Genomic DNA, 24,352 nt, shown 5'->3' with positions numbered 1-24,352 from the left:
CTCCCGGATCACAGCGAATTCCAGCTAATTGGGGCATGGGACGGAATCGATCCCATACAGTGCATGGATAAATTATTCAAAACGCCACGCCCGCCGTAAAGTGACATAAAATTGGCAGTCGATGAGTTTTTGGAACTACCATGCGCAAATTCAGGCTCCCCAACATGAGCGCGCTGATTGCCTTCGAAGCAGCCGCGCGGCATGAGAGCTTCACCCAGGCCGCCAAGGAGCTTTTTCTCACGGAGAGCGCCGTGTCCCGGCAGATCGCCACGCTCGAATCGGGCCTTGGCGTGCGGCTGTTCGTGCGTGCCAAGCAGCGCGTGATGCTGACGCGCGCGGGCAAGCTTTACGGCATGCAGGTGCGCCGCTCGCTGGAGAATCTCGACAAGGACACGCTCTCGATCGTCGCGCACGGCAGCGGCGGCGGCTACCTGGAACTGGCGGTCTTGCCGACCTTTGCTTCCGAGTGGTTAATTCCGCGCATGAAGGACTTCAACGACCGTAATGCCGATGTGCGGATCAATATGGGCGTGCGGACGGATACTTTCTCGTTCGATGAGTCGCATTTTGAGGCGGCGATTCATTACGGGAAGCCTACCTGGCCTGGGACGACTTCCGATTACCTGTTTGGTGAGGAAGTGGTGCCGATTTGCTCGCCTGCGCTGTTGAAGAAGCCGATCAAGAAGGCGCATGAGTTGCTTGCTTATCCGTTGCTTCATTCGACTACGCGGCCTCATGGGTGGAGCCAATGGTTTGCTGCGCTGGGGGTTGAGGATAATGCCACGATGCAGGGTGTTCGGTATGAGTTGCATACCATGCTGACTGCCGGGGCGGCGGCTGGGATTGGGGTCGCGCTTGTGCCGCGATTTCTTGTTGAGGGGCAACTCAAGCACCTCGGGCTCGTGATTCCCTTTGAATCGCCTGCTGCCGCGGTTAATGGCAGTTCGGATGCGGCTTATTATCTTGTTTATCCTACGGAGTTTAGTCATGGGAAACCGCTTGAGGCATTTCGAATTTGGCTGCTGGAGCAGGCTGGCGCTTATGCTGGTTTGGAACCGTGAACGCGGTTCGCTAGCCGGTTTTTTTGGCCGTTGGCCTTAACTTGTTTTCGCTGCGGGCCGCAGGCGTTGCCCCTGTGCGGGGCGGCACCTACTTTTCTTTGCAGCCGCAAAGAAAAGTAGGCAAAAGAAAGCGGCTCAAACCGCCAGTGTGACGCAGTCCCCCACTGCCCTGTATATCGGAGCGGCTCCGGAGCATCCGTCTCCTCGCACACTCCGCCTTAGTGACAAGGGACTCATCCTTCCCGCCACGCGCTACGCGCGGGCGGAAGGGTATGCAAGGAAAACCAAGCGGGCTGGCAGGCGAATGCGCTGGAGGTGCCGTCCGGTAAGTGCGCGAAGGTGCGGACCGGCAAATGCACGGGAGTCCTGATCGGAAAATGCGCTGAGGTTCTTCCGGTAAATGCGTCGGAGTGCTGAATAGTAAATGCACGGACGTGCTGGCTGGCGAACGCATGGGCGAGCCACCGAGCGAATATGCCGGAGTCCTACGAAAACGCGTGCATCCCACTGGTTTTGGTTATGCCCCACGGCGCGCGCAGCGCCGCCGGATGAATGAGCCCTTAGTCACTCCGGTTGACGGCGAGTGGTGACAGACGCCCCGGAGCCGCTCCGCTAAAAGTCGAGTGGTGAACTGCGTCACACTGGCGGTGTGAGCGGCTTTCTTTTGCCTACTTTTCTTTGCCGCGGCAAAGAAAAGTAGGTGCCGCCCCGCACAGGGGCAACGCCTGCGGCCCGCCGCGAATACAAGTTAAGGCCAAAGGCAAAAAAGCACATATCAATTCCGATAGGCAGCAATCGCATCACGCGCTTGAAACGCAGTATAAGTAAGCTGCGCAGCAGCAAGCCCAGCGATCCCAAATGTCCGAGTCAACCCAAACGCCCCAAACCCCTCGGGCACCGCCTGGCCCATCGCCAGCGCATCAGCAAGCGTTTCACCCGCAACAGTAGTAGGCGCCATCCCATGCCCCCCAAACGCGATAGCGTGCCAAACACCATCCCCATCGCGCCCGATTTGCGGCATCTTGTGCCGCGCATAGCTCATCAACCCGCCCCAGGCGTACTCGACCTTCACATCCGCCAGCTGCGGATACACACGCACGAGATCGCGCCTGAGCAGCCGCGCAATAGCCTCCGGCCCACGATCGAGCACCGAAATACGCCCACCCCACAAAATACGGCTGTCCTTCAGCGGCCGATAATAATCAAACGCAAACCGCGTGTCATAAACCGCATAAGGTGCATCAATCGCATCAGCAAGCCGCGCACCAAGCGGCTCAGTCGCAATCACATAAGTCGCAATCGGCAGAACCGCGCGCTCGATACGCTGCACGACCCCGCGCGCATAGCCGCCACACGCGAATACCACATCCTTGGCCGTCACCGTGCCATTAGGTGTGCGCACAACGAATCCCGCGCCCTCGCGCTCGATCGACCGTGCCGGCGATTGCTCGTAAATGCGCGCGCCACCCTGCGCCGCGGCATTCGCCACGCCAAGCACGTACTTGAGCGGATGGAAATGAAACGCGTTCGGTTCAAAGAGCCCGCCGTGATAGCGCGCGGTCTTCAGCCGTGCACGCAGTGCGTCCTTCGCCACCGGCTCCCATTCGACGCCGAAATCGCGCTTCATCAGCGAGCGCAATCCATCGAGCCTCGACTGATCGTCGAACCAGTTCGCCAGCATGACGCCCTTGTCGACGAGATCGCAATCGATGCCATAGCGCGCGATGCGCGCGCGAATCAGATCTACAGCGTCAATCGTCAGGCCATACAGATGGCGCGCCTTGTCCGCGCCCAGCGTGCTGAGCAGGTCGCCATTGTCGAGACTGTAGCCGCCAAACACGAAGCCGCCGTTGCGGCCCGATGCGCCAAAGCCGACGCGCTCGCCATCGAGCACCACAACGTCGCGCACGCCGCGCTCAACGAGCCCAAGCGCGGTGTTCAGGCCCGCAAGGCCGCCGCCAATGATGCAGACCTGCGCGTCAACCTTGCCGCTCAGTTGCGGGTAAGGCTGGCGAGTAACGGTGGATTCGTAGAAGTTTTGCATGCGATTTGGCTTCAAAAAAACGGTGAATCTGATGCGGGCGCTTCGGCTCAGCCGCCTCGCATCCTTGTTGCAATGCACCGGCGCAAGCACTAAAGCGCTGCGCCGGTGCAATGGTCATCGTCCGGCGCGCGTGATCATGCGTCCGGCGCCACCTTCGGCTGGGCGTTCATATAGCCCGCGTGGCTCTCGCTCGATGCGGTCCCGAACTGGCTCTTCGCATGGCGCTCGACCCAAGGGGCGATCTCCATGTCTTCGTAACGCACCAGACGGCTTTTGCGCACGATCGCGTAGCCAAACCAGACCACGAAGAACAGCGGCAAGCCAATATAGGTCGCGGCCACCCCCACCCAGTCGATCTTGGCGGCCAGAAAAGCCTGATAGTCCTGGCCGACCGTCACGACCGAACACAGCACGGCCGCAAGAATCGGGCCGAACGGGAACAGCTTGGCCCGGTACGGCAGCTGCTCGAGGCGGTAGCCCTGCTTCAGGAAGCCCTTGCGGAACCGGTAGTGGCTGATCGCAATACCGAGCCACGTGATGAAGCCCGCCATGCCCGAGAGATTCAGCAGCCACAGGTACATCGTCTGGTCGCCGTAGAGCGACGTGAGAAAGCACAGCGCGCCCACGGCAGTCGTTGCGTACAGCGCGTTGAGCGGCACGCCGCCCGCCGAGACCTTCGCAAACAGCTTCGGTGCGCGGCCTTCGACCGCCAGATTGTAGAGCATCCGGGTGGACGCATACATGCCCGAATTACCGGCCGACAGCACGGCGGTCAGGATGACCGCGTTCATCACGCCAGCCGCGAACGCGAGGCCCGCGTGACGGAACACCAGCGTGAACGGGCTCACGCCAATATCGGTCACGTCGCTTTTCAGCAGGTTCGGATCGGTATAGGGAATGATCATGCCGATCACGAAAATCGCCAGCACATAGAACAGCAGGATGCGCCAGAAGATCTGCTTCACCGCGCGCGGAATGGTCGTGCTCGGGTTTTCCGCCTCGCCCGCGGCCACGCCGATCATTTCGGTGCCCTGGAACGAGAATCCCGCGATCATCGCGACGCCGAGCATCGAGGCCCAGCCGCCGACGAACGGCGCGTCCTTGATCGTGAAGTTTTCGAAGCCGTTGCTGGGGCCGCCCTGCATGATGCCGAAGATCATCAGGACGCCCACACCGATGAACGCAATGACCGTCACCACCTTGATCAACGCGAACCAGTATTCGGCCTCGCCGAAGCCGCGCACCGACAAGGCGTTGAGCGCGAAGATCAGCGTGAGAAAGAGCGCGCTCCACCAGACGCCCGGGATCTTGGGGAACCAGTAGTGCATCACGAGCTGCGCGGCCACCAGCTCGACCGCAATGGTCACGGCCCAGCTATACCAGTAGTTCCAGCCGATCGCAAAGCCGAAGCCTTCGTCGACGAATTTCGCGCCGTAGGCCGCGAACGATCCCGACACGGGCATGAATGCCGCCATCTCGCCGAGACTCGTCATCAGGAAATAGACCATCAAGCCGATCACCATGTACGCGAGCATCGCGCCCCCGGGACCCGCCTGCGAGATGGAGGCGCCCGCGGCAACGAACAGGCCCGTGCCGATGGACCCGCCAATGGCGATCATGCGCAGATGGCGCGCCTGCAGTCCGCGATGGAGCTTGGGGGCCTTCGATCGTGAACCGGAACCGGATGAGCTCGGGGATGGATTGTCGGGTTGTGAACGCATGACGTGCGCTGTCTCCTTGTTTGTCTCAGAGGACGACGCACGTCTGGTTCTGCTCCCACCCGCTAGCGGCATGAACGCACTGAACCGGCCGACGTGCGTGTCGCCTTCATCGTGGGGCCGGCCGCCCGCGATAAGCCCTGCGGCCGAAAGAACGCCGGCTGTGGGTGGCACAGGTCTCGACGCGGGACAGAGTGTATTGATTCAGGAGATGAAACGCCAAACGACATTTCGGAACTAGTTAATGCATCTTCATCATCAACTCGTTTCAGAAACGCGTTCGAATGCCAGCGCCCCAGGTCGTCCCGCTAGAGAGCCTGGAAACGTGGTCGTACATATAGCCGACGTAGACATCGGTACGTTTGGAGAACGGATAGTCGTAGCTCAGCGTAGCGGTCTGCCGCGTCTGGTCCAGATTGCTGTTGTCGCTCGACCACGCGTACGCCGCCAGGATGCTGCCCACCCCCACCGGCACGGCCAGGCCGCCCTCCAGCATGTTGACGTGAAAACTGCTGACGAGCAGCTTGTTACCGGTATAGGTGTATTCGCCATAGAGCTTCACGAAGTTCAGGTTGTACGAAGCGCCCAATTGCAGCGCCGTCTGGCTTTGGAAGCCGCGCAGCAAGTTGCCGAGGTCCCCTGGCGTGGAGCTGAAATTCAGGTATTGGTAAGTCGCCCCGATCGCGAGCGGGCCTCGCGTATAGGTTGCCTGTGCGGAGAATTTCTTGGCGCCGTCGTCGCCTGCCTGATTGCCGAACGCGTACATCACGTGGGCGTTCAGGCCGCTGAAATCGGGCGTCGCATACTGGATCGCGTTGCTCCACGATGTACCGCCAGGAATGCCCTGATCGGTACGATAACCGGGGTACGTACCCAAAGCGGAATACAGCTGGTTGATGGTCGGCGAAAACGTGAATGAGGCGTAGAACGGGTTGAATTGTGCGGACTGCAAATAGAGCAGGCTGCTTTGGCGCCCCAGCGTCAACGCCCCATAGGGAGAGGCAATGCCCACATACGCGTTGCGCGAGAACATCGGGTCGCCATTGAACGAGCCGTACTGGCCATTCTGTGGACGGAAAAAGCCCTCCACGACGAACATGGCCTTATAACCGCCGCCCAGGTCCTCTTGACCGCGAAATCCCCAGAACGAGGTCGACAGACCGCCCCCGCCCAATTCGGCGGCACCCGACTGGCCGGGAATCCGCAAGTAGCCGGCCCACGCGTCGACGATCCCGTACAACTGCACGCTCGATTGTGCGCAGGCGTGAGCGCTCATTAGCATCATGGCGAAGGTCGCAGCAACGCTGCAGATTTTTTTGGGCGTAGCAATACCGGCACTTTGCATCAGCATGGCATGGTCTCTTTGGCTATTTAAAGGACGAGCGCGTGCCAGCGTCATGATTGACGCCTCGAATCAGGCATTCGATGCAGGCCTTGCGGCCAGGCGGCAGACGCGACTCGCGAGTGGTCAGACGTTCGTGAGTCAGCGGGGGGCGTGCAGGGTCGCCCCCGGCACCTCCGGCCAGGGCGGGCGACCTTCGAACCCTCGGCAGCAGGCGCTAGTTCGTGCGATGCTCGAGCGCGCGTTGCTGATACGACGTCATGGCGCTCTTCATTTTCTTGTAGAGGAAGAAGTAGAGCTTGATGTACTGTCCAACCAGAATGGCGTTCATGAAGGTGCCTTCCCGGATGAATTCAGGTTTCCCAAGGAATATGAAGCCGATCGTTGCGCTGATGAGCAGCAGCGTGCAGTCGAAGGCCGTCTTGATGTCGCCCCACCGCCATCCCGTGCGCTCGAAAACCGAATTGACGAACATGTCGATCGGCATGAGCACAAGATTCGCGCGGATCATCAGGAACAGGCCGAAGGCGAGCAAGGCATCCGCGCCCGCCAGCAACGCGAATTTCGGCAGATAGTCCTGAAAGCCGATCGAGCGCGTCAGCATCAAGTTGAGATCGAGGCACGTCGCCAGCACGAATGCCGGAATCAACGACGCAAAGTGCTTCGGCTTGAAATCCTTGCGCAAGACCAGAAAGGTCAGGAACAACATGAACAACTCGAGCATGAAGTTGTACGTGCCCTGGCTCAGCGGCTTGTACACGAGGGTCATCGTCCGGGTCAGGCTGCTTTGCGGGGAGATGCCTATGCCCGCCCGGATAGCGAGACTGATCCCCATGGTCAAGATGTAAATGCCCATGATGTAAGTGGCCCAGCGCCGTTTCAGGCTGCCGGTATCGATGACTTCAGCTTCCCTTTCGTGATGCGCCATGACGTTCCCTTCGTTGTCTTCCTGCTTTTATGCCGTACTGGACGCCCCTTCCGATACTGGGGCGTCCACCCGTGTCTCCTCCAGCGGCGCCGGCCTTAGACCATGAAGCCGAAGCGGTCCAGCGAGATGAACAAGGTCAGCAGCTTGTTGACCACGGGTTCACCCTCATTGCGGTTGCCGAGCGTTTCCAGGGCCGCGTCGATGGCGCGGGTCGCGGCGAGCAACTCCGAAAGGCTCATGTTGGCCATCACGCCATAGATGTCCAGCGGCAGCACCGCCTTGACCGCCTTGTCCTCGGTGACGATGCAGCCGCCCACATAGCTGTCCACCTGCTGCAGGCAATGGCACATCTCCGCGCTGTCCTCTCCGACCGCGACGAAGTAGGCCTTGGGCGCCGGCCAGAACGTCGCCACGGCGCCGCGCTCGATAGACACGCCCTTGAACAGGCCGTTGACCACATGACGCTTGCCGTCGGCATAGCGTTGCACGACCGAGATGCGGTTGAGCCGCGTCCCCGCGAGTTCCGGGACGACTTTGCCGTCACGCAGCGGCACCCACACTTCCTGGTAGAACTTTTCATGCCCGCGGCCATAGACGTCGAACAGGTACACCTTCGCCTCTTTGCCGTCGGCCGAGATTTCCAGCGGCACGAGGTCCAGTTGCTCGGGCGTCAAATCGGCAAGACCGGGAACCGGCTTTTTCGCCATGCTGGAATAATCGATATCGGCGTGCTTGAGGAGCTGGCGATCTTTGGCAACCAGCTCGCCGTCCTTGAAGACAAAACGCGGATTGATTTTCGACAGGCTGTCGGTCAGCACGATATCGGCGAAGCGGCCCGGCGTCAGCGAGCCGAACTTGTTGTCCATGCGGAAGGCGCGCGCCGTGTACAGCGTGGCCATCTTGATTGCCTTGATCGGCTCGATGCCCATCTCCGCGCACAGCGAAACGATCCAGTCCATGTGGCCCTGGGTCAGCAGGCGGTCGACCGAAATGTTGTCGGCGCACAGCTGGAAATTCTCGGCGGGCCATTTGCGCTTGACGATCGCACGCAACATGATCTTGATGACCTCGCTGCTGCCGACGCCGAATTTGATTTGCGTTTGAAGGCCGTAACGGACGCTCTTTTCGATGTCGTCTTCCTTCCAGACATCGTGATTCGCAAACGCACCAATCGCGGGCATGTAGTTCAGCATCATGTCCGAGAGCGTGGTCACGCCCCAGTGCGTATTCATGAAGCCGGCCTTCGCGCGCCCCAGCGCCGACTTGCGGAAATCGTCGTCGTTGCCCTTGCTGTAGGTGAGGTGCGCAAGCTCGCCGAGGCCGATCACCGGGTCCATCTTCAACAGCGCGTCGGTCACCGCCACCGACGTTTTCTTGCCGGGCGCAAACGCAAACACGCGGTAAGGCAAGCGTTCGTGGTTCTGGAATAGCTGCTCGGTGGCCTCCACGGCTTCCGCGCCCGCGGCGCTCACGAAGTCGAGGCATTCGGAGAAGATGGTGGTCGTGCCGCACGGCACGATGGCTTCGGCAAACGCCGCCGGATGAGCCAGTTGCGCATCGAAATGGATATGCGCGTCGATCAGGCCGGGAATGGCATAAAGGCCTTCACCGTCGAATACCTGGCGCACCTTGATGGCCGTCTCGTCGGGATTCAGGGCAACGATGCGCTTGTTGTACACGAGAATGGATCCTTGATAGACCGTCTCGCTGTGGACATCGAGGATATTCAGGTTCTTCAGAAGCAGGTCGGCTTCTTTTTTACCGTTGAGCACGTCGAAAATCGCCCTCACCTGGTCGTAGTGGGTGGCGACCTGGTCGCGTTGGCCCGCTGCACTGGCGTTTCTCTCGCTGACTTCCTGGTACATGGCTAGTCTCACTTTCATCAATTAGTTCGAGGCTGATTTTTTGTCGGACCCCACTCGCCGGCGATCGCGACTGGGGTAATGAAAACCGAAATCACCGTAACTAAAAAGCAGTGTTTTTTGCACGGAGCGTACGCTTTTCGAGTACGATGGGCCGACCATAAGAAACCAGCGGAGACAGGCGGACATGCTGCATTCACGAACGCTGCGCTATATCGATGAGGTCGCAAGGTGCGGGTCCATCCGCGGCGCCGGCGAAAAGCTCCATGTCGCGGCCTCCGCCGTCAACAAGCACGTGCTGCTGCTTGAAGAGGAAATTGGCGAGCCCCTGTTCGAGCGTCTGCCGCGCGGGCTGCGGCCCACGCCGGCAGGCGAAATCCTGCTGGCCCATGTGCGCAAGACCATGTCGGAATACCGCCAGGTCGAAGCCGAGATACGCAATCTCAAGACGCTGCAAAAGGGCGAAGTCATCATCGCCACGGTAACGGGCCTCGCGAGCGGCATCGCCTCCACCGCGGCGGCCAATTTCAGCGCGCATCATCCCCATATCAAGATCTCGATCCGCGTGATGTCGGTGCGCGAGATTCATGACGCGCTCGTGAGCGGCGAGGCCGATCTCGGGCTCGGTTTCAACCTGCCGCCCTCGCCTCAACTCGAAAGCCTCTGGGAAATGGACACGAGCCTCGGCGCCGTGATTTCGCCGAAGCACGCGCTGGCGCGCATGGAGTCCATACCGCTCGCTTACTGCGCTTCCTATCCGCTCATCTTCGCCGATCGCTCCATGCTGATTCACGGCATCGTTGCCGATACCTTCGAGGAGGCGGGACTCAGCGTCGAGCCCGCCTTCCGCACGAATTCGATCGAGACGATGAAACGCCTCGCCGCCGCGAGCGAAGGCATTGCCTTTCTCAGCAAGTACGACATTGCGGAGGAGTATCGCCAGGAGGTGCTCACCTACCGGCAGATTCGCGATCGTGCCTTCAGCAAGAACGTGCTCTCGCTCGTGCGGCGCGAAAAGCACGGACGGGGCCTCGCGAGCCTGCTGCTCGCCGAGGAAATCATGAACGTATTGGGTTCGATGAGCGCTTGAGCGCCGCGAGGCCGGGCTTTGCGTTAGTGGCTCCCCGCATACCCTCCGCTACGCCGGCTCGCGGCGTTGTGAACCTCATGGCTGTCCAGTTCGCTCAGCAGCGAGTCGATCGCCGCCAGCTGCGCCTTGGTCAGGTGCTGCGAAGCGAGCAACTGATTGAGCCGCCGGCGCCAATACGCGGCCGGCAGGACAGTTTCATCGGCGGGTCTGCACAAAGAGAACCGCACCGCGCGAGTGATGTGTGCAATTTCCTGGTCGAGCAAGGTCATCATGGAGCCCCTCCCTAAGGGTTGCCATCGGCCGGCCTATGCCACCGTCATCGCACTGCGCTCGCCATTCGGGCGAAACGTCAGCGCGCGCTCGCGGCATGACCGCTTTTTTCCCGGCGCTCAGATGTCTATCGTTTCTTTCGTTCGGGTGATCACCTCCTCAGCCATCTTCAGGGCAATGGAAAAAGTATAGGCGGCGCGTTTCATCTGACAAGCGATGCCGCCGGCGTTGCGCTGCACCGCGCCAAATACATTAGAAGAAAGCGCTTTAAATTACATTTACCATTCATATAATTACATTTTCATTAATACAACGGCGATGACGGCCAAAGCCCGAAATGTTGCTGAAATTTCCCCGTTCCGATTGAAAGACTTCAGAGCATATGGAATGATATCGATTCTCATTCCTGCAGAACTGCCGGGACGCTTTTAAACAGAACCAGCCAGCTTAGTGTCGTTTCCCCGTGCATCTGGGGCGGCCCCGCCAGCCAACCCGCCCGCGCCTTTCGCGCCATTCGTGCGCTATCGATCGCCCGGGTTTTTCCTTGCACAGGGACCCCATGTTGAACAGGACGCCGCTCGCGAGTGCGCTCGCGCTGGCTTTTGCCGTACCTTTTGCTTCGTCCGCGCTCGCGCAAAGCGCGCCTGCCGCGGCCTCCGGCGGCGCCGTCACGCCGCCACCCGCCCAGCAGGCCCAGGCCACGCCGGCAAGCCGGAGCCCTGCAACGGATAACGCCACCCTGCCCGCGATTGCCGTCTCGGGCCACGCCCCTGTTCAGGACTTCCAGGCAGAAACGTCGACCGTTGGCGCGAAGACGCCCACGGCGCTGCGCGACATTCCTCAAACCGTCACGGTCATCAACAAGGCGGTGATGCAATCGCAAGGCGCCACCTCGTTTCAGGACGCCCTGCGCAACGCGCCGGGCATCACGATCGGCGGCGCGGAAGGCGGGCAGATCGGCAACAACATCAACCTGCGCGGCTTCACGGCCCAGAACGACATCTACCTCGACGGCTTTCGCGATCGCAACCAGTACTATCGCGACACCTTCGATCTCGAGTCGATCGAAGTGCTCTACGGCCCTTCTTCGATGCTGTTCGGACGCGGCTCGACGGGCGGCGTGATCAATCAGGTGACCAAGCAGGCGACGCTCAAGCCGCTCACCGAAGTGTCGGCCACGCTCGGCACCGACGACCGCTATCGCACGACGCTCGACGTGGACCGCCCGCTGGGCGACCACGCGGCGTTCCGCCTGAATGCATTCGGCCAGTCGATGGGCTCGACGCGCGACGAGATGAAGAACAAAGACTACGGCTTTGCACCCGAGCTGCGCTTCGGCATCGGCACGCCCACGGAAATCACGCTCTCGGCGCTTATTCAGCACAACTACGATATGCCCGACTACGGCGTGCAGTCGATCAACGGTCATCCGTTCGCGCCGTCGAAGAGCACGTATTACGGCCTCACCGATGACCGCACGATCCAGGACGTGCAAACGGTCCAGGCGCGCATCGATCACAGATTCAGCGGCCAGTTCAAGATCAGCAACCAGACGCAGTTCTCACACTCGCTCACCGACGCGCGCGAGACCGCGGCGGGCGCCGTGCTCACCGGCCCGCTCGCGTCGAGCACCGCGCTCAGCAACGGCAACTACACCACGCTGCCGCTTGCCGATCTCTATGTGAAGCTCGCGAGCCACGACCGCGTGATCGAGAACCACTCGATCTACAACGATACGATGGCGCAATACAAGTTCAACACGGGCTTGCTGAAGCACGAGATCATCGCGGGCGTGGAGGTCGGCCACGACAGCTATACGAACCAGGCCTATACGCGCAACAACCTGCCGATCGTCTCGCTCATCGATCCCGTCTACATTCCGACGCCATCGAACGTCACGCAGACGGTCGGCAATCACGCGGAATCGGGCGCGACCTCGATAGCGGCGTACATCAACGAAACGATGTCGATCGGCGAGCACTGGAAGCTCATTGGCGGCGTGCGCTGGGATCGCTTCCAGGCGCACATCGCGAACACGGTCAGTGCGCCGTCCTATGCGGACCAGACCAATACCTTCACGAGCGTGCGCGCGGGCGCGATCTGGCAGCCCACCGACTGGCAGTCGTATTACTTCTCGTACGGCACCTCGTTCGACCCGTCGCTCGAGGCGCTCACGGTCACGAACAACACGCAGAACCTCGCGCCCGAGCACACGAAGTCGTATGAAGTGGGCAGCAAATGGGACCTGCTCGGCGGCAATCTCTCGGTGACCTCGGCGTTCTTCCAGCAGGAGATGGACAACGCGCGCACGCAGACTTCGACGGGCGAATACACGCTCGAAGGCGACATTCGCGTGCGCGGTTTCCAGGCCGGCGCCACGGGCCACATCACCGACAAGTGGCAGGTGTTCGCGGGCTACACGTACATGGACGGCGTGGCGCTCAAGGCGCTCGACGGCACCCAGGGGCACACGCCGGCCAACACGCCGCGCAACACCTTCACGCTGTGGACCACCTATGCGTTCACGCCGCATTGGGAAATTGGCGGCGGGCCGACCTACATGTCCTCGCGCTATGCGGCGAACACGAACTACGTGGAGACGGGCGGCTATACGCGCTGGGATGCCATGGCCGAGTACCACGAGAAGAAGTGGGACGTGCGCCTGAACCTGTTGAACCTCACCAACAAGTTCTACTACGACGCCCTCATTCAATCTGATGGCGGGCGTTCGGTGCCCGGTATCGGCCGCACGTTCCTCGCGACGGCCGATTACCGGTTCTGAAACAGCCGGCTGTGACCATGCAACACGCAACGAACCAGGGAAGCAGACGATGCTGATCCACGTCCCCAACGTACTGACCCCCGAGCAGGTGCGCGCGCTGCGCGAGCGGCTCGACCACGCAGGCGAAGCCTGGGTGGATGGCCGCGCCACGGCCGGATGGTCCGGCGCCCCCGTCAAGCGCAATCAGCAGATCGCCGAGCACACGCCGCTCGCGCGCGAGCTCGGCGACGTGGTGCTCGCGGCCATCGAGCGCCATCCGCTCTTCATCAGCGCGGCGCTGCCCAACCAGGTGTATCCGCCGCTCTTCAACCGCTATGAAGGCGGCATGACGTTCGGCAGCCATGTCGACGGCGCGGTGCGCGTGCTGCCCAATGGCCTGAAGCTGCGCACCGACGTGTCGGTCACGCTCTTCCTCTCCTCGCCCGACGAATACGACGGCGGCGAGCTCGTGGTCGAGGACACCTATGGCGTGCAGGAAGTGAAGCTGCCGGCCGGGGACCTGATCGTCTACCCGGCCACGAGCCTGCACCAGGTGAAGCCGGTCACGCGCGGCGCGCGCGTGGCGAGCTTCTTCTGGGTGCAAAGCCTCGTGCGCGACGACACCAAACGCGCGCTGCTGTTCGACATGGACACCGCCATCCAGCGGCTGAACGCCAGCGACGCCGACGCCAGCGCGCGCCGCAGCCTCGTGGGCTGCTATCACAATCTTCTGCGACTCTGGAGCGAAACATGAGCCTGACCGGCACCGCCGAAATCGATGCGCCGCGCACGCGCCGTGATGCCGAAGCACGCGACGAGTCCACCGAACGCACCGAACGCACAAAACGCTCGCGCCGCGCGAATTTCATCAAGTGGCTGCGCAAGGTGCACGGCTGGGTGGGGCTCTGGGGCGCGGCGCTCGGCCTGCTTTTCGGCACCACGGGCTTCGTGCTCAACCACCGCGCCGGGCCGCTGCATATCCCGGCTGGCGCGCCGCAGGTTTCGACGCTCGAGCTCGCGGTGCCCAGCCCCGCGCCCGAGACGCCGCGCGAGATGGTGAAGTGGCTAAGGTCGCAAGCCGATCTCAAGCTGCCGGCGCGCATGGGTCGCGTCCAGAAAGAGCCCGCGCACACGGTGGCCTGGGGCGATCGCAAAGTCGTGCAGCCCGAGCATTGGCAGATGATGTTCTCGTCGCCTCAGGAGAGCGTGACGGTCGAGTACTGGGCCGGCAACGATCACCTCACGCTCAAGCGCAACGACAACGCGCTGCTCGCGACGCTCACGAATCTGCACAAGGGCGTGGGCATGAGCATCGGCTGGGTGCTGTTCATCGACAGCTTCGCGGGCGCGCTGATTCTGCTCTCGCTCACGGGCGTGCTACTCTGGACCGAGCTGAACAAGCGCAAGACCGTGGGCGCCGTGCTGCTGATCGGCTCGATCGTCGTGGCCGTGTGCGTGGGGCTCGCCTGAGCGCGGGTTGCTGTCGTGGCTCGTTTTCGTGGCCCGGCCAGCACGCCGCCCTGGCAGCCTATGGGCCGCGCGGGACCGTGTCGACCCCTGGCCGCTCCGCCAGATCCCCATAGCGGACATAGCGCGACTCCACCGAAGTCTTGGCGGCGTACATGGCCGTATCCGCCTTCGCGAGCAGCGCTTCGGCGTGGTCGCCGTCGGCCGGAAATTCGCTGATGCCGATGCTCACGCCCACGCTCATCAGGTGGATGCCGAGCGCAACGGGCGTCTCCATCACCGCCTCGATGCGGGCCGCCGTGACGCGTATCGCGTCGGGCGTTCGCACACCGGTCAAGAGAATAACGAACTCGTCGCCGCCGAAGCGGGCGACGACATCCGAGCCACGCAGCGCCGCGCGCAGGCGCTGCGCGACCACCACGAGGGTGCGGTCGCCGGCCGAGTGCCCGAGCTGATCGTTGATTTGCTTGAAGCCGTTCAGGTCGACGAACATCACAGCCAGCGTCTCGCCGCTCACCGTCGCGCGCCGTATCGCCAGCTCGAGTTGCTCCATGAAGCGCATCCGGTTCGGCAAGCCCGTGAGCGTGTCGTGCCCCGCAAGGTGAGTCAGCTCCTCCTGCCGCGTATGCAGCGCATCGACCTGGGAGCGGATCTCGCTGCGCATGCGATCGAAGCAGCGCGCGAGCACGCCAATCTCGTCCGAGCGCCCAACGGGCAAACGCTCCATGACGTCTTCGTCGAAGATATGCGTGACTGCATCCGCGAGCGTGCGCAGCGGCCGCGCCAGCGCGCGCGCAAACAGGACCGCCAGCAAGATCGCGAGGGTGCTCGAGATCAGCACGAGGCGCACGATCTGCACGCCGAGCGCGTTGGCGGACGCGAGCACGTCGGTGAGCGGCCGCGCGAGACCGAGCGCGATGAAGCGGTTGCCGTCCACGAGACCGAACGGCGAACGCACGAACGCGAACACCTCGGCCGGCGGCTCGTGCGCGTGCGCATAGCCGTTGAACGTCAGGCTCGTGCGCCCACCGTCAAACAACGGCGCGGTGGCTGGGAAGCTCTTTTGCATCAGCACGCGCCGGCCGCGCTCGAAACCGAAGGTCTGGGCCGGATCCGGATGGACGAGAAAATCGCCCCACTCGTTGGCCATGTACACCACGTAGTCGGCGGGCAGATCGCGCTCGATGCGCTTGAACACCTGGGTCAGATCGACGTCGATGACCAGCACGCCGACTTTTTCGCCGTGTTCATCCACGATCGGCGTGCCGACCCTCACCACCGGCTGCTCCTGCCCCGGGTCCGGACTGGGGCCTTCCTTCAAGCCAATCGGCGAGATGTAGACGCGCTCCGCGTTCGCCGTAAGCGTGTCGAACACATAGGGAAACTGGCCCTTCTCCTGCAATTGATCGTCGGGCACGACTTCGACGCCTTGCGCGCCGCGATCGACGCGAATGCGCTCGAGGCCGAAATGGGAGCGCGAAATCAGACGTATCTGCAGGTACTCGGGATGGTGCTGCATGAAGCCGCGGAAGACCTGCTTGAGCCTCGCGTCGGCGGGACTGGGCGCACCGCCCCGCGCGACGATCTCGGACGAAGGCAAGGTCCCGAGCACGAGGGCGTCGTCGGCGACGTCGCCGAGCGCCGCGGTGAAACGCTGGCTCAGCAACTGCGTCGAAGTGAGCAGGCTGTGCTCCGCTTCGTGCATGAGCATCTGGCGATTGGCGCGATAGGTGGAATAGCCGGTCGCGCCCGACGCCAGCACGCCAACGAAGACGAGCAGGAGCGAGAGCCTCGAAGTCAGACCGAGCTTGATCATTCCGGAAAGCTCCTCAACCGGTCGCCCGACTCGACCCGGTGCCACAGCGCTTCGCGCTCGCCGACGTTCTCGACGCGCTGCAGCCAGACGAGATGCGGCCCCGCGCCGGAAGCATCGCCGGATACCGGTGTCATCGTGTTCGCGAGCCCCTCGCGTTGCGTCAGTTGCTTGCCGATCTGCGGCTCCAGCATCGCGTTGATCCACTCGTGGGCCAGTGCCGGATTGCTCGCGTTGCGCGTGATCGCCCAGCAATCGAGCCACGCGAGCGCGCCCTCGTCCGGAATGACGTAACCCACGTCCACGCCCGCCTGGCGCAACTGCTCGACCTGCTGCGTGCCGTAATTGCCGAACATCAGCGCCACGTGGTGATGGACGAACTGCGCGGTCGCCTCTTCAGGCAGCGTGTAATAGGTGAGCAGATTGCGCCGCAGGCTCACGAGCTCGCGCGTGACGGTGCGCATCTGCTCGGGCGACAGGTGAAACGGATCGCGATAGCCGAGCGCCAGCGCGGTGAACGAGAAGTTGTGCTGCGCGCTGTTGAAATCGAGCACCTTGCCCTGATAGCGCGGATCCCACAGCGCGCGCATCGAGTGCGGCGGATCCGGAATCTGCTTGCGGTCGTAGATGAGCCCCATCGACGAATAGGTAAACGGAATCGCGTAGGCGTGGCCTGCCTCCACGAGCCCGCGAATGGCGGCGAGCCGCTGAAAATACGGCTGCTGCCACTGGCGATTCGGAATGCGCGAGAGGTCGAGCGCGGCGAGCATGCCGTCGTGCGCATAGCGCTCGATCTCGGCGGTATTGGCCGCCAGCACATCGAATGGCGGCGGCGCGGCGCTATGCATGCGGGCCCACAGCGCTTCATCGGAATCGACGAGCGTGACTTCGACTTTGGCGTGGAAGCGCTTTTCGAACGCGTGGACCCAGTCGTCGTCCGCATAGCCGGGCCAGGCGAGCACACGCAGCACGGACTGATGCGGCGAATGGGAATCCGCGAGCGTGCGCGTCCAGAGAAAGCACAGCAAAAGGACGACCAGGGCCGCCGGCGTGGCCCAGCGGCTCCTGCGACCTCTCGCGCCCTTCCCCTTGTTGAAACGGCAAACGACCGTTTTGAAGCGTCGCTTCATTTCTCAAGCTTGTTCAGTGCTGTTTTAGGGTTCCGCTAGCCGCGTACCCATTTTTGATAAAGCGAAGACACTGCTTCGCTCGACCCCGTAACTCAACCGCAACCCGATAATGGGTTCCCCCCGTACATCTTATCGGAGACAGAAAACCAGAATATGCTGCTCAGGTTATTTTCAGCACAGGGGAAAACCCGGCTAGCTGAATCAGCATGCTCAGGGCGGCCCGGCTTCTGCCTCAATTTGATCCAGTTTGGTGCAGCGGAATTTCCATATTCAATTGGCGGCTCACCACGCGCAATCCCTGTTGGAAGCGGATTTCCGGGAGTGACTGAAAGGAGCCCCGAGCTGACACAAGGCGTGTACTGCCGTCTCGCAAACGATAATTACTTTTATTCACCGGCGAACGATATTGCCGCCATCGTGACGCAATTATTTTCATGCTGCATGACGATATCTAACGTCGCGTTGCCATACATGATTTTTGATCGATTTTTAAAGGTTGAGGCCGACAATGAAACTCGCGTTTCAACGGAAAACCGCTGTTCCAAAATCGGGACTTTCATCGCAGTGGCGCCGACGCAATGAGCACGGCCGAATGCGGTCCCGCTCGCCGAAAGAGGCAGGAAGCTAATTGTAAGGTCATCAATCGACAATATCGGCGCACTCACCCCACTCTGCGACTGCCGCCTTTTTTGTGACCGACACCACGCCCCCCACACATTCACGCCCAACCTTGCTGGGTCTCTTTCTGATTTTCAGCCGCATCGGCCTGACCAGCTTCGGCGGCGGCCTCAGCGGCTGGCTGCTGCGCGAATTCGTTCAGGAGCGCGAATGGATCGGCGAGGAAGAGTTCCTCAACGGCCTCGCGCTTTCGCAGGCGCTGCCGGGGATCAACGTCAAGAACATGGCGATCTGGATCGGGCACAGGCTGCTGGGCTGGCGCGGCGCCGCCGTTGCCGTGGCGGGCGTGCTCGTGCCGCCCGCCATCGTCATCGTGGTGATGGGCACGCTGATCGGCGCCCTGATCGTGCATCCGGTGACCAAGGTGCTGATCGCGGGGGCCGCCGCCGCGGCCACCGGGCTGTCGCTCTCGATAGGCGTGCTCACCGCGAGGCGGGTCCGGCGGCAATGGGTGCCCTTGCTACTGATGGCGGCCACCTTTCTCACGATTGGCATCTTGCGCTGGCCGCTCGTGTGGGTGGTCGTGATTGGCGCCGCGCTCAGCATCGGCCACGAGTACGTGGCGATTCGCAGGAGCGCGCGATGAACCTGCGCATCCTTGGGCAGCTTGCCGCCATCTTCGCGCCGCTGTCGCTCGTGACGATCGGCGGCGGCCAGGCCATCATCGCGGAGATTCAACGCCAGGTGGTCGACGTGCACGCGTGGATGAGCCCCGCGCAGTTCGCCGCCGACTTCGCGATTTCCCGCATGGCGCCGGGGCCGGGTTCGCTGCTCGTCACGCTGATCGGATGGCAGGTCGCCGGCTTCTGGGGCGCGCTGGTCGCCACGGCCGCGCTCCTGCTGCCAACCGGTTTTCTCATCTACGGCGTCACGCATGTCTGGAGCCGCTATCGAGGCGCAACGTGGCAACTCGCGCTCGAACGGGGGCTCAGGCCCATCGCAGCAGGCATGATGCTCGCGGCGGGATGGGTGCTGCTCAGGACCCTCAACGGCGGCCTGCCCGCCAAGGCGATCGCCGTGATCTCGCTCTTCATCCTGCTGAAGACCCGTGTCAATCCGCTGGTGCTGCTGCTGGTGGGGGCGATCGTGCTGGTCGGTATGAGCCAGTTTGGCGGTGTGCTGCCTCAATGGCTGCACGTGCAAGTCGCGTGATGCAGGTAGCCCGGCGTGCATGCAGGCCGGGCTTTTCGCAGCACAGCGCACGCGGCAAGCCGTCGATGGGTTGATGCCGACGGGTTGATGCCCTTGCAATGAGGCGCGTACATATCGTTGCGTACGCAACCTTATGCGTCGCCTGCGTCGGCAACCGAAGACTCGCGAATCACCAGCGAAGGATCAGCCGGCGTGGCGGAGGGTGCCCCGCCCTTGCCGGCCAGATGATCGAACAGCAACGCGACGGCTTGCGATGCCATTTCGTCGAGGTGAAGATCGACGGCCGTGAGCGGCGGACGGCAACTGCGTGCGCGAATCCCGTCGTAGCGGGTGGCGATCCTGACGTCGCCGGGCACGCGCCGGCCGGCATCGGCGAGGCCTTGCACGGCGCCCACGGCGAATGCGTCGACCAGCGCGCACAGCCCGTCGAGCTGCGGATGCTGCTGCAATAGCGCCGCGCACGCCTCGCGGCCCGCCTCCTCGCCGCCCGCTTCGTCGGCCACCGCAATCACGGGCGTCATGCCGTGCTCCGCGCAGAACCGCTCATAGGCCGCGCGCGACTCGGCGTATGAATTGCGCTGCTGCGCGCCGATCAAGAGCGCAATCTGCCGGCTGCCCTGCTCGTGCAGATGGCGCAGCAACAGGGCCGTGGTGGCGAACGAGTGGATGTCGACATACGGCACCGCGTCGTTGCCGGGCAGGCGCCCGAGACACACGACGGGCAGGCCGCGCTCCTGAAGATGGGTCACGTTCGCATCGTCGGCGGTAGGCTCGATCACGATGGCCCCGTCGATGTCGAGCTGCTCGAGCGGCAGCCGCCCCGCCATCACGGGCGGCACGAGCACCAGCGCGAGCCCGCGCGTGAGCGCGGCGGCCGCCGCGACCGCCGCGACTTCCATCAGAAAGCCGAGCCGCGACGCGCCGCCGGCGATCTCGAACGGCATCGACGAAATCAGCGCGATGGTGCGCGCCTCGCCCGTGCGCAGCCGTTGCGCGCGCACGCTCGGGCGGTAGCCCAGCTCGCGGGCCACGTCTTTCACGCGCTGGCGCGTTTGCGGATCGACGTAGCCCTTGTCGTTCAACGCGTGCGACACGGTGGTCGTGGAGACGCCCGCGGCGCGGGCGACATCGGCAATGGTCGGCCGCGGCTTGGGCGGCGCTGGACTTTGCATGCTGTTTCTCTCGCTTGAGTCCCTGCTGTGTTCCTGGTGAGTCCCTGTGATTCCCGGCTGAACACCGGATACGTCCCGGATTTTCGCACGCGCGTGCGGCGGCCCGGCGGTGCGCGAGGCGCCCAGGCGCAGCGCACGCCTGGGCTCGTTCGCCTGCTATCGCGACCACCCGGTCGATAAATAATCCAGCTTGACAGTGCCTAAATGACGCACCATTCTACGATAGCAAATCGATTTGGGGCGCCCGCCCATTTTTTCGCGCTGTATCCCAAATCGATTTGGGATGCGATTGCAGATGCACCGGATTTCCAGAACAACGACACACCCTCGCAGACGTGAGGCGGTCTGCGACTAATGGAGACACGAAGTCATGACGAAAGCCCAGCAGGTTCACGCTGTCGACGAGCGGCTACCGCTCGTCAAACTGATGTTGTTCGGCCTGCAGCACGTGCTGGTCGTGGCGGCGTCCCCGATCACGGCGGTCTTTCTGGTCGCGAAGGCGCTCGGCCTCGCGTCCGCGCTGACCGTCGACCTGATCAGCGCGACGTTTCTCGTCTGCGGAATCGGCACGCTGCTGCAGTCGTTCGGCCCGTTGCGCTTTGGCGCGCGCCTGCCGTTCATCATGGTGCCGGGCGGCGCGCCGGTGGTGCTGTTCGTCCTGATCGCGCAGCAAACCGACCTGCGCACGGCCGCCGGCGCGACCATCCTCACGGGCCTGTTCTACTTCCTGCTGCTGCCCGTGTTCAGGCGCTGCCTGCGCTTTTTCCCGCGCATCGTGATTGGCACGATGCTGATCCTCGTTGCCATCAACCTGATCCGCATCTACGGCGTCGTGATCGTCGGCCGCCCGGGCACCGCCGAATTCGGCAGCCCCGCCGGGATCGGACTCGCGCTTGCGACGGTCGCCTTCACCGTGCTGTTCGCGAAGCTCTTCAAGGGCATGCTCGGGCAGCTCGCCGTGCTGCTCGGCCTGCTCGCGGGCGCGGCACTGGCTTCGGCGCTGGGCTTGATGAGCTTCGCCCAGGTGTGGCCCGGCGCCGTTTTCACGATGCCTACGCCGTTGCCTTTCGGCATGCCGCATTTCGACCTCTTCGCCGCGCTGCCGCTGCTGATCTTCAGCGTGATCTCGATGGCGGAAGCCACGGGCCAGACTGTGGCGATCGCCGAAATCGTGGGCAAGGAGATCGACCCGCGCGTGACCGTGCCGCAGACGATCCGCGCCGACGCGCTCATGTCGGTGCTCGGCGGACTCTTCGGCACCTCGCTGATCATCACGAGCAGCGAGAACATCGGCATCGTGGAAGCCACGGGCATCCGCTCGCGCTATGTGACCGCGATGGCCGGCGCGCTGCTGATCGCGATCGCCGTGCTCGCGCCATTGAGCCGCCTCGCCAACGCCATACCCGCCGCGGTCGTGGGCGGCACGGCGCTGATCGTGTTCTCGATCATCGGCGTCATGGGCATCAACCTGCTGCGCCAGGTGGACCTGCGCTCGCGCGCCAACATGTACACGCTTGCCGCCGCGCTGACGATGGGGATCCTGCCGATCGTCGTGCCCGGCCTCTACAGCCGCTTCCCCGCGACGCTGCAAATCGTGCTCGGCAACGGGCTCGCAATGGGCGCGCTGACCGCCGTGATCGTCAACCTGATCTTCGAGCATCTGAGCCTGCGCTGGCGCCCCCGCGAGACCCACCCTGCGAGCGCGCTCGAAGCCGCCGTCAATGAAAACCCTTCCTGCCACTGAACCCCATCCAGTCCAAATTCATCATGCCAATTCGCACTACTGCCGCTTCATCCCATTCTCCCGAGCGCACCGAACTGTGCGCCGACGAACTGCTGCTGTTGCCCGATTATTTGTTGCTGGCCGATGGCCCGGTGCGCGAGCATGCCGTGGTGGTCGCCAACGGACGGTTCCTCGACATCGGCCCTGCTGATGAACTCGTCGCGCGCTACCCGCTGCTGACGCCGCTCGCGTTGCCGGGCAAGCTGCTGATGCCGGGATTCGTCGATGCGCACCATCACCTCACGCAGTCGTTCGGCAAGGCGCTCGCCTTCGGCGAGCCTTCGGAGATCTACCGCCGCATCTGGGTCCCGCTCGAGAATTGCCTCGACGACAATCTGTTGTACTTATCGACCAAGCTCGCCGCGCTCGAAGCGCTGCGCGGCGGCTTCACGACCGTGTGCGACGCCGGCACGCGCTCGGACAGCGACGTCTCGACGATTGCCGCGGCCACCCAGGAAGTGGGCGTGCGTTGCGTGCTCGGCATGATTTGCAACGACCTGGGCGGGCATATCGATGCACGCGAGCGCGGTGCCATTGTCGCGCGCGCGCAGGCGCATCTTGCGCATTGGGACGGCCACGCACTCGTGCATCCGTCGCTGGCCATTTCGGTACCCGAAGCGGGCTCCGACGGCATGCTGCAGACCGTTGCTGCCCTGTGCGCCGAGGCTGACGCCGTGTTCCAGACGCACGCCAACGAACATCTTGCATCGGTCGAGCGCTCGATTGTAGGGCGCAAGATGCGGCCTATCGAGCATCTTCACCATGCGGGCGCATTGGGGCCGCAGACGCTGATCGCGCATGCGACGCTCGTCACGCCCTCCGAGTTGAATCTGCTGCGCGATACGGGCGCGGCTGTGAGCTACAACCCTGTCGCGAGTTCGTGGAAGGGCAACGCGGTGGCGCCGGCGATGCAGATGGCCGCGCTGGGGATCCGGTTTGGGCTGGGGACCGATGGGACGCGCAGCGACGCGTTCAGGCTGCTCGATGCGGCCGAGACCGCGCAGCGGCTTGCGTTTGGGTTTGCGACGGGCGACTCGTCGTGTGGTGCTGGCAAGCTGTGGGTCGATCATGCGTTGCGAGGGGGCGCCGATGCCGTGCGGCTTGGCGCGTTGACGGGCGAGATCTCGATTGGCAAGGCTGCTGACTTTTTGCTCGTCGATCTCGATGTGCCGGAAATGCGGCCGTCGTGGGAGCTCGAGTGGGAGCTCGTGAGACTCGCTAATCGTAGTCAGATTGATGCGGTGTTTGTTGAGGGACGCCTGCGGCTTTGGCACGGCTGGCCGGTTGATTGGGATGCGCGCGCATTTTTGCGTGAGGTTGATGAGGCCGCTGCTGCGGTTGTGGCGCGGGCGCCTATTCAGAGGGTTCATGCAGCATCCTTTTCTGGTGCCTCCGCGGCTCGCGTTCAGGTTAATGCGCCGGCTGTGGCGGCGTCCTGAGTGCGCTGTTGATTCTGCGATTCGTGGTGCCTCTGGCTTTGCGCGTTTAACTTGCGCGTTTAACTTGTATTCGCGGCGGGCCGCAGGCGTTGCCCCTGTGCGGGGCGGCACCTACTTTTCTTTGCCGCGGCAAAGAAAAGTAGGCAAAAGAAAGCCGCTCAAACCGCCAGTGTGACGCAGTCCCCCACTGCCCTGTATATCGGAGCTGCTCCGGGGCGTCTGTCACCACTCGCCGTTCGCCGGAGTGACTAAGGGCTCATTCATCCGACGGCGCTCCGCGCGCCGTGGGGCATAACCAAAACCAGTGAGGTGCATACGTTTCAGTAGGACTCCCGTGTATTCGTTCGGCAATATTTTCGCGCATTCGCCAGGCAGCACGCGCGGTTTTCCTTGCAGCCCCTTCCGCCCGCGCGTAGCGCGTGGCGGGAAGAATGAGCCCTTTGTCACTAACGTGCAGTGTGCGAGAAGACGGATGCCCCGGAGCCGCTCCGATATACAGGGCAGTGGGGGACCGCGTCACACTAGCGGTTTGAGCCGCTTTCTTTTGCCTACTTTTCTTTGCGGCTGCAAAGAAAAGTAGGTGCCGCCCCGCACAGGGGCAACGCCTGCGGCCCGCCGCGAATACAAGTTACCCGCGAAAGC

At 62.9% G+C, this 24,352-nt stretch carries 19 protein-coding genes; 10 read left to right on the top strand and 9 right to left on the bottom strand.

All coding sequences use genetic code 11. The annotated features are described in order from the left end of the window. Positions 1–140 precede the first annotated feature (140 nt). Complete coding sequence (locus E1956_RS27465) at positions 141–1,061, top strand: LysR substrate-binding domain-containing protein (RefSeq protein ID WP_134755168.1); 921 nt, start codon at positions 141–143, stop codon at positions 1,059–1,061. A gap of 775 nt (positions 1,062–1,836) precedes the next feature. Here E1956_RS27465 and E1956_RS27460 read toward each other — a convergent pair. From E1956_RS27460 to E1956_RS27440, 5 genes are all read right to left on the bottom strand, one after another. Continuing rightward, positions 1,837–3,105 (bottom strand): NAD(P)/FAD-dependent oxidoreductase, encoded by a 1,269-nt coding sequence (locus tag E1956_RS27460; RefSeq protein ID WP_134755166.1) that lies wholly within the window; start codon positions 3,103–3,105, stop codon positions 1,837–1,839. Between the two features lie 134 nt (positions 3,106–3,239). Continuing rightward, on the bottom strand, positions 3,240–4,826 hold the full coding sequence (locus tag E1956_RS27455; RefSeq protein WP_134755164.1) for an amino acid permease: 1,587 nt from the start codon (positions 4,824–4,826) through the stop codon (positions 3,240–3,242). A 265-nt stretch (positions 4,827–5,091) separates the two neighbouring features. After that, a complete protein-coding gene (locus E1956_RS27450) occupies positions 5,092–6,174 on the bottom strand; it encodes a porin (RefSeq protein ID WP_418789336.1) in 1,083 nt (360 codons plus the stop codon). Between the two features lie 208 nt (positions 6,175–6,382). Next, positions 6,383–7,093, bottom strand: coding sequence for a YczE/YyaS/YitT family protein (locus E1956_RS27445; RefSeq protein ID WP_134755162.1), 711 nt, complete (start codon positions 7,091–7,093; stop codon positions 6,383–6,385). Between the two features lie 95 nt (positions 7,094–7,188). After that, complete coding sequence (locus E1956_RS27440; protein WP_134755160.1) at positions 7,189–8,976, bottom strand: adenine deaminase C-terminal domain-containing protein; 1,788 nt, start codon at positions 8,974–8,976, stop codon at positions 7,189–7,191. Between the two features lie 166 nt (positions 8,977–9,142). Here E1956_RS27440 and E1956_RS27435 point away from each other — a divergent pair, with 166 nt between their 5' ends. After that, the gene (locus E1956_RS27435; protein WP_134755158.1) at positions 9,143–10,045 is read left to right on the top strand and encodes a LysR family transcriptional regulator; all 903 of its coding nucleotides are present in this window, start codon (positions 9,143–9,145) and stop codon (positions 10,043–10,045) included. A 23-nt stretch (positions 10,046–10,068) separates the two neighbouring features. On the opposite strand, the gene E1956_RS27430 is transcribed toward E1956_RS27435, so the two are convergent. After that, on the bottom strand, positions 10,069–10,317 hold the full coding sequence (locus E1956_RS27430; protein WP_134755156.1) for a hypothetical protein: 249 nt from the start codon (positions 10,315–10,317) through the stop codon (positions 10,069–10,071). A gap of 557 nt (positions 10,318–10,874) precedes the next feature. On the opposite strand from E1956_RS27430, the gene E1956_RS27425 reads away from it, so the two are divergent. The 3 genes from E1956_RS27425 to E1956_RS27415 are packed head-to-tail and all read left to right on the top strand — an operon-like array spanning position 10,875 to position 14,546. After that, complete coding sequence (locus tag E1956_RS27425; RefSeq protein WP_134755154.1) at positions 10,875–13,097, top strand: TonB-dependent receptor; 2,223 nt, start codon at positions 10,875–10,877, stop codon at positions 13,095–13,097. Between the two features lie 49 nt (positions 13,098–13,146). Continuing rightward, a complete protein-coding gene (locus E1956_RS27420; RefSeq protein ID WP_134755152.1) occupies positions 13,147–13,830 on the top strand; it encodes a Fe2+-dependent dioxygenase in 684 nt (227 codons plus the stop codon). Further along, positions 13,827–14,546, top strand: coding sequence for a PepSY-associated TM helix domain-containing protein (locus E1956_RS27415; protein ID WP_134755150.1), 720 nt, complete (start codon positions 13,827–13,829; stop codon positions 14,544–14,546). Before E1956_RS27420 ends, E1956_RS27415 begins: the two co-directional genes overlap by 4 nt. 58 nt (positions 14,547–14,604) lie before the next feature. Here the strand turns inward: E1956_RS27415 and E1956_RS27410 are convergent, their stop codons facing one another. Both E1956_RS27410 and E1956_RS27405 read right to left on the bottom strand, forming a co-directional pair. Continuing rightward, positions 14,605–16,359, bottom strand: coding sequence for a sensor domain-containing diguanylate cyclase (locus E1956_RS27410; RefSeq protein ID WP_134755147.1), 1,755 nt, complete (start codon positions 16,357–16,359; stop codon positions 14,605–14,607). After that, positions 16,356–17,486, bottom strand: a complete 1,131-nt coding sequence (locus tag E1956_RS27405) for an ABC transporter substrate-binding protein (protein WP_134755145.1) — start codon at positions 17,484–17,486, stop codon at positions 16,356–16,358. Before E1956_RS27405 ends, E1956_RS27410 begins: the two co-directional genes overlap by 4 nt. A gap of 153 nt (positions 17,487–17,639) precedes the next feature. On the opposite strand from E1956_RS27405, the gene E1956_RS27400 reads away from it, so the two are divergent. The 3 genes from E1956_RS27400 to E1956_RS27390 all read left to right on the top strand — a co-directional run bounded on the left by E1956_RS27400 (position 17,640) and on the right by E1956_RS27390 (position 19,316). Next, entirely contained in the window at positions 17,640–18,068 is a 429-nt protein-coding gene (locus E1956_RS27400; protein WP_134755143.1) for a hypothetical protein, read from the top strand. Between the two features lie 148 nt (positions 18,069–18,216). After that, the gene (locus E1956_RS27395; protein ID WP_232072025.1) at positions 18,217–18,750 is read left to right on the top strand and encodes a chromate transporter; all 534 of its coding nucleotides are present in this window, start codon (positions 18,217–18,219) and stop codon (positions 18,748–18,750) included. After that, positions 18,747–19,316 carry a chromate transporter gene (locus E1956_RS27390; RefSeq protein WP_134755139.1) on the top strand — a complete coding sequence of 190 codons (570 nt, stop codon included), beginning with the start codon at positions 18,747–18,749 and terminating at the stop codon, positions 19,314–19,316. The genes E1956_RS27395 and E1956_RS27390 overlap by 4 nt, the downstream gene beginning before the upstream one ends. Positions 19,317–19,447: 131 nt before the next feature. Here the strand turns inward: E1956_RS27390 and E1956_RS27385 are convergent, their stop codons facing one another. Further along, positions 19,448–20,488, bottom strand: coding sequence for a LacI family DNA-binding transcriptional regulator (locus E1956_RS27385; protein ID WP_134755137.1), 1,041 nt, complete (start codon positions 20,486–20,488; stop codon positions 19,448–19,450). Between the two features lie 370 nt (positions 20,489–20,858). Between E1956_RS27385 and E1956_RS27380 the strand changes: the two genes are divergently transcribed. Next, on the top strand, positions 20,859–22,232 hold the full coding sequence (locus tag E1956_RS27380) for a uracil-xanthine permease family protein (RefSeq protein ID WP_134755135.1): 1,374 nt from the start codon (positions 20,859–20,861) through the stop codon (positions 22,230–22,232). A 23-nt stretch (positions 22,233–22,255) separates the two neighbouring features. After that, positions 22,256–23,710 (top strand): amidohydrolase family protein, encoded by a 1,455-nt coding sequence (locus E1956_RS27375; protein ID WP_134755133.1) that lies wholly within the window; start codon positions 22,256–22,258, stop codon positions 23,708–23,710. The last annotated feature ends 642 nt before the right edge of the window (positions 23,711–24,352 follow it).

This window comes from Paraburkholderia pallida (assembly GCF_004524855.1).
GTDB lineage: Bacteria > Pseudomonadota > Gammaproteobacteria > Burkholderiales > Burkholderiaceae > Paraburkholderia > Paraburkholderia oxyphila.
This window is presented reverse-complemented; position numbering and strand designations above follow the sequence as displayed.